The organism is Burkholderia sp. Tr-20390, assembly GCF_017104595.1.
Taxonomy (GTDB): Bacteria; Pseudomonadota; Gammaproteobacteria; order Burkholderiales; family Burkholderiaceae; genus Burkholderia.
Window position 1 is genome coordinate 40913 of record NZ_JAAGPC010000057.1, and the last position, 6000, is coordinate 46912.

Here is a 6000-nt window from a genome sequence, read left to right on the forward strand (position 1 = left end):
GAACAACGCATGGCGGCGCGGCGCCGATTGCAACCGCGCCCCGTCTCCGGACGCGGCGCCGATCCGCAAGACGCCGTTACTTGTCAGCCGCGAACGCGCTCGACATCTGCCGCGCCCGCTTCACGTCGTCGCCATGCAGGTAAATCGACGTCGTGGAAATCGACGCATGGCGCAGGTTGTCGCGCACGGTCGTCAACTCCGCGCCGCGCGCCAACGCGTGCGTCGCATGCGTATGACGCATCCAGTGCGGGCTGGCCTGCCGCAGCTTCTGCGCGAGCGCGGGGTTGTCGGCCTCGACCTGATCGGCCGTCTGCGCGAAGAAGCGCTGCATCACCTTCCACAGCCGCACGCTCGTGATCGCGGCCGCGCCGTCTTCCGCGAGGCTCGGGATCAGCGGCGTGTCGGGCCGCCAGCGCGACGGCGTGACCGGCAGCCGGCGGGCGACCAGGAAGCGGTCGAGCCCCGTGCGCGCGAGCGGCGGCAGCGCGACGCGCGCGGCCTTGCTGCCCTTGCCGATCACCTTCAGCCACGCGTCGCCGTGCGCATCGGTCTCGATGTCGCCGAGCGTCGCGCCGACCAGCTCGCTCGCGCGCAGCCCGGTCGCATAGCCGAAATCGAGAATGAAGCGCAGCCGTTGCGCGGCGGCCGGCGTCCAGCCCGACTGCGGCGCGGCCGGCGTGCCCTTGCGGAACTCGAGCCCGTCGGCGATCGTGCGCACGAGCAGCCACTCGCCTTCGGTGAACGCATGCGACGTGTCGAGTGCGTTCGGGCCGCGCGTGTCGCGCACCTTGACGCCCGCGAACGGATTCGCGAGCAGGTAGCGCTGCTCGATCAACCAGCGGAACAGCGCGCCGAGCACCGACAGCGTGTAGGCGGCCGAGCGCGCGGACAGCGCACCCGAGAACGGCCGCCAGTCGGGCGCGCTGCGCGGCCGCACGGGCCCGACCCAGCGCTCGTGCGGTGTCGGGCGCCGCACGAACGCGCGATACGCGACCGCATCCTCGGTCGTCAGCGACGACAGCGCGCGGCCGCGCTCGACGATCGCCCACAGGATCAGCCGCTCGGCCTCCTTCCGGTACGCCCGCCGCGTCGCGGCCGATTCGTGCAGCGACAGCCACGCGTGCACGGCCGCGTAATCGTTGTCCGCATCGAGCGTGCTGGTCGCGCGCGGCGCGCGGAAGGTGCCGGCCGAGCCGTCGACCTCGTGCGGCAGCTTCAGTTGCTCCCACGGCACGATGCTGCCGCGCGGCGTCGCCGCGATCAGCGCGCGCGCCCGTTCGGTCAGCGCCGGATGCGCGGCGAAAAACGCCTCGATATGCCGCGCACCGGCCATGCCGAGGCCCGCGATCGCACGCCACCACTGGCGCCGGCGCGGAATCCGCACCGTGAGATCGGCCAGCGTCGCGATCCCGTGCGCACGCAGCGCGCCGACCGCGCGCGCGGGCAGCCACAGGCCGACGTCGTCGCTGATCTGCGGGACCGGCGCACGCGTATGACGCAGCAGGCCGATCGCTTCGGCGGCCGCCTTCGCTTGCTGCAGACGCTCACCGTCGGCATGACCGAGCCGCTCCGCGAGATCGGGCCGGCCCGCCTGCCGCGCGACGCGCACGAGGCGGCGGCGAATGGCACCGATCACGCCGCGCGCCGAGCGCCCTTCGCCGAGCCGATCGGGCAGGTAGCGCTCGACGGCCTGGCGCACGGTCATGCCCGCGTACCACGCACGCAGCGCGGCCAGTTCGTCGGCGTCGGGAAAGCCTGCGGGCGCAGGGGTGGAATCGGAGGAAGGCGGTGAGGCGAGGCGCGGTTTCATGACCGCGAGTTTGACAGAAGCGCGCGCGATCGGATACGTCGTGCGTGGGGTTCCGGGCGAGATACGCGTTCACACGCAGGACGCTCAACGTGGCCTGCTATGCTGCGCGCTGCATTCCCGCGTCATCCGTCCGCCGCTTCTTCGCATCACGTTGCGACGGGCGGGTTCCGCGTTGAACTGCGCTGGACGATCCGGCCATCCGTATCAATATGCGCAGCCGGATATCAAAGGCTGCGTGGGTCGTCCAATGCAATTCCGGCCGTCGTCAATCACACCATTACCAACAAGAACCGAATTTCATGACATCCCGCCTTCTCGCCGCGCTCGTTGCCGCGGCCTTGAGCTGCACCGCCCTGCCCGCCGCCTACGCACGCACCTACATCGCACCGACGGCGTCGCTCGGAAAAGGGGCTTACGTTCACCAGTTCGTGCTGCGCGACCCCGTCACGCACCAGCCGCTGCCGAATGCGCGCTACCGGCTGTTCCTGCCCGGTCAGGTCATCGCGGGGCTGCCCGTCAAGCCGGAGGAGCATGACAGCGTGATCTTCGGCACGACCGACGCGGCCGGGCGCACCGTCCGGGTCCGGCTGCCGAAGCTGCATCCGGAGCAGCAATGGGTGTTCAACCCGATCGTCGGCGACGGCGATCTCGGCGAATCGTTCCGGCTGGTCGAGCCGGGCGGCTCGGCACCGATCGGCCATTTCCCGTACGTGCTGGACGTGGAGAACGAATACCTGGCGTGCGGCTATTCGGATGCGAACGGCTACACCTACTACGCGCAATCGCGCACGCCGCGCAACGTCAATCTTTACGCCGGCACGCTCGCCGGGTCGGCCGACACCGACTGGTGCGCGGGCCCGGGCCTGACCATCGCGAACAGCGCGAATGCGCCGGGCGCGCCTGACCTCTACACGCAATACCTCGGCAGCCTGGTCGCCAACCGCGACCGGATCAGCAGCGAATTGCGGCAGCAGATCGTCGCCAAGCTGCTGTCGCTCGCGATCGCCGAACGCGACGAGGGGCGCGTGGCCGCCGCGCTCGATCTCGACAGGATTCCCGACGATCGCCGGAACGACATCGGCTACCGGCTCGCCGACGCCGGCGTCGCAGTCGAGCGCGGGCTCGCGATGATCGACGCGCATCTGGCGGAATCGCCGGACGATGCGTATGCGCTCGACAGCAAGGGCTGGGCGCTGTATCGCCTCGGCCGCAACGACGAGGCGCTGACGTGGTTCGACCGCTCGATTGCGATCTTCGCGAAGAGCGGCGACACGGACAAGGACGCAAGCGAAGCCCATGCGACCGGGCTGACGCACAAGGGCGAAGTGCTGTGGAAACTGGGCCGCCAGGATGAAGCGCGCGAGGTGTTCGCGCAAGCGCGGAAGACTCAGCCGAAGAACGACGAGCTGGCGGAAACGTTGAAGCGGCTGGCGATACGGATCGGGCAAGACGACACGAAGGCGCCGGGTACCGCCAGCGAATAAGTGGAAAAGCCGCGCGGCGGCAACTGCTGCCGGTCTTGCGGAAAGCGGGTGCCGGCTGTCTCCCGCCCGGTCGGACGCAAGCAGCCGTGCGGGCCTGCCCGCCTCACTCTTCGCCCTTCGCGCCCGGGTTGAGCATCACGACGAAGCCGGCCACGCCGACGACCAGCGCGATGGCGCCGCCGTGCAGCGCCATCGCGTTGTCGAACAGCAGCCCCGACACGACGCCCATCATCCCCGCGAGCGACACGAACACGGCGATCGCCGCGACGACGATGCGGGACTGGCGGCGAATCATCGCGCGCCGCGTCAGGCAGCCGCGGCGGTAGCCGCGACGTCGTCATCGTCGCCGCGAATCAGCAGCACCGGGCACTTCGAGCCGCGCACGAAGCGCTCCGCGACGCTCCCAAGCAGCACGCGCCGGATCCCGCGCCGCCCGTGCGTGCCGACCACCGCGAGATCGAACCCGCCTTCCTTCACGTAGCGCTGCAGGCGCTCCGCGATGTCCTCGCCGATGCTTTCGGTCTCGACGAGTTCGGCCTCGCCCTTCGCGCCGGCCAGCGCGATGATCTGCTCGGCTTCGCGCAGCACCTTGCGCCCGTCGTCGCGGATCTCCTCGACCAGTGCGTGCGGATCGAAACGGCCCGCGTAAGTGAACAGCACCGACTTGTCCACCACATACACGACGCTGACGTGTGCGTCGCCGGCCAGCGCGACCTTCACTGCCTCGGCAAGCGCCTGCTTCGACGAAGCGCTGCCGTCGACGGCCACCATGATCTTCTCGTACATGCGAACCTCGCTGGGGTGAGTTGCCACGCGTCCGATCGCGCGGCCTTGTCACCATCATCGGCGGATGGCGGGTTCGAATGTTGATGGCGATCAAGGTCGACCCGACACCGTCCGTGCGGCAAAGCGCCGCGACGTGACGCCGATACCTCTCGCTTGCGGCAAGGTCGCAAACCTGGCTGACACCGAAGCCGAAGCAGCGCAATCGAGCGGTCATCGTGCCGAAAGCGCTATCATCGAATGTGCGACTTTCGTCCGGCCCTTATTTGCCGGCCCACTTTCAACTCGCTCAACCGACATGACAACGACTACCGAACGCGTGGACGGCGCCGCCCAGCATCTCGTCGCCGCCCGCCATGCCGGCTCGCCCGGCCCGCTGCTGCCCGATGCGCTGCGCCCCGAGGACGTCGAAACTGCGCTCGCGATCCAGCAACGCGTGGCCGACCTGCTCGGCGAACCCGTCGGCGGCTGGAAATGCGCGCTGCCGCCGCCCGACCGCGTGATCCTCGCGCCGATCTTCGCGTCGACGATCCGCGAGGCCGATGCGCCGTACCGCGTCGTCGGCGGCCCGATCGTGCGGATCGAGCCGGAAATCGCGTTCGTGCTCGATCGCGACCTGCCTGCACGCGAACAGCCGTACGACGAACAGGACGTGCGCGCCGCGATCCGCGAAGTGCGCATCGTGCTCGAAGTGCTCGGTTGCCGCTATGCGGAGCCCACGCGCGCGTCGAAGTTCGAGCTGCTGGCCGACGGGCAATTCAACCAGGGGCTGTGCGTCGGCCCGGTCGTGCCCGACGGGCTGAACGTGCCGCTCGAGACGCTGGCGCTGTCGTTCGAAGGCGCATTGAACCGCGCGATCGACGGCCGTCATCCGGACGGCGATCCGCTGAAGCCGCTGGTGTGGCTCGTCAATTTCCTCGCGTCACGCGGCGACGCCGTGCGGGCCGGGCAGATCGTGACGACCGGTTCGTACGCGGGCGCGATCGACGTGCCGCTCGGCGATGCGCTGACGGTGCGCTTCGGCGAACTCGGCAGCCTGTCGGTGACGTTGACGGCGTGATGCCTGTGGTGCGCGGGAGCGGTTGCGCTGATCGCTGACGCGCAGGTACGCCCGCGCCGTCGTGCCGACCGACCCGGCGTGATAACGTTGCACATCGTCGCGTCCACCGCCCCCTAACCCCCGGGCACGCGCATCGCCTTCAAGCCGATACCGACCATGTCGCTGACACCGCTTCCCGCCCTGCTCGACGAAACCCTGCGCACCGTCGCGCGCCGCTACCGGCTGCCGCCGCTCGACAGCACGCTGTCGCCGGCCGACGCCGCGAACCCGGCCGCCACGCTCGCGATCGTGATCGAGGAAGCGCGCCGGATGCGAAGCGACGGACGGACGCCCGACGCGGCGCTACGGCAGCGCTTCATCGACGCCCTCGCGCGGATGATCCGCGATGCGATGGATACGCACGCCGGCGATCCCGCCTTTCAGGCGGCGGTGCTGCGGCACGATGCGCCGAGCGTGCGCGAATACGCGTCGTTGTCCGCGCACGCCGAGCAGGACCGTCGTGCGCTGCACTCGGCCGTCAACGCGATCGCGCACCCGGCCAAGCTCGAGCGCAGCGCCCGCCCCTGGCAACGCGACGGCCTCGCGCGGCTGCATGCGGCGGCCACCGCCGCGTCGTGGGCCGACCTGCACGACACGCTGCTGCACCTGCTCTCCCTGCCCGACATGGCGACCGACGCCGCGTTCGAGCAGGACATCGTCAAGCTGAAAGACAGCCCCGCGCTCGAACGCATGCTGCGCGTCGCCGCACTGGCATCGGACGAGCACGTGCGTCGCTACCGGGCGCTGTGGGTGCGCCAGGGCCCGCTCGAAGGCAGCACCGTCGCCGTCGCGCAGGGCGTCGCGTCGCAGCAGCGCGGCGCGGC

At 70.2% G+C, this 6000-nt stretch carries 5 protein-coding genes and 1 pseudogene; 3 read left to right on the forward strand and 3 right to left on the reverse strand.

Features of this window, described 5'->3' with window-relative positions; translation table 11 throughout:
- Positions 1–76: 76 nt before the first annotated feature.
- Entirely contained in the window at positions 77–1810 is a 1734-nt protein-coding gene (locus G3N98_RS17825; RefSeq protein WP_206148796.1) for a site-specific integrase, read from the reverse strand.
- Between the two features lie 299 nt (positions 1811–2109).
- On the opposite strand from G3N98_RS17825, the gene G3N98_RS17830 reads away from it, so the two are divergent.
- Positions 2110–3294 (forward strand): tetratricopeptide repeat protein, encoded by a 1185-nt coding sequence (locus G3N98_RS17830; protein ID WP_206148797.1) that lies wholly within the window; start codon positions 2110–2112, stop codon positions 3292–3294.
- 103 nt (positions 3295–3397) lie between these two features.
- Here G3N98_RS17830 and G3N98_RS17835 read toward each other — a convergent pair whose 3' ends face one another.
- Both G3N98_RS17835 and G3N98_RS17840 read right to left on the reverse strand, forming a co-directional pair.
- On the reverse strand, positions 3398–3589 hold the full coding sequence (locus G3N98_RS17835) for a DUF2964 family protein (protein WP_089476025.1): 192 nt from the start codon (positions 3587–3589) through the stop codon (positions 3398–3400).
- An 11-nt stretch (positions 3590–3600) separates the two neighbouring features.
- Complete coding sequence (locus tag G3N98_RS17840) at positions 3601–4080, reverse strand: universal stress protein (RefSeq protein WP_089429556.1); 480 nt, start codon at positions 4078–4080, stop codon at positions 3601–3603.
- A 295-nt stretch (positions 4081–4375) separates the two neighbouring features.
- Between G3N98_RS17840 and G3N98_RS17845 the strand changes: the two genes are divergently transcribed.
- Together G3N98_RS17845 and G3N98_RS17850 are read left to right on the forward strand one after the other, a co-directional pair.
- Positions 4376–5137, forward strand: a complete 762-nt coding sequence (locus G3N98_RS17845) for a fumarylacetoacetate hydrolase family protein (RefSeq protein WP_206148798.1) — start codon at positions 4376–4378, stop codon at positions 5135–5137.
- Between the two features lie 156 nt (positions 5138–5293).
- Positions 5294–6000 (forward strand): annotated as a pseudogene (locus G3N98_RS17850) (3-deoxy-D-arabino-heptulosonate 7-phosphate synthase); the annotation flags it as partial.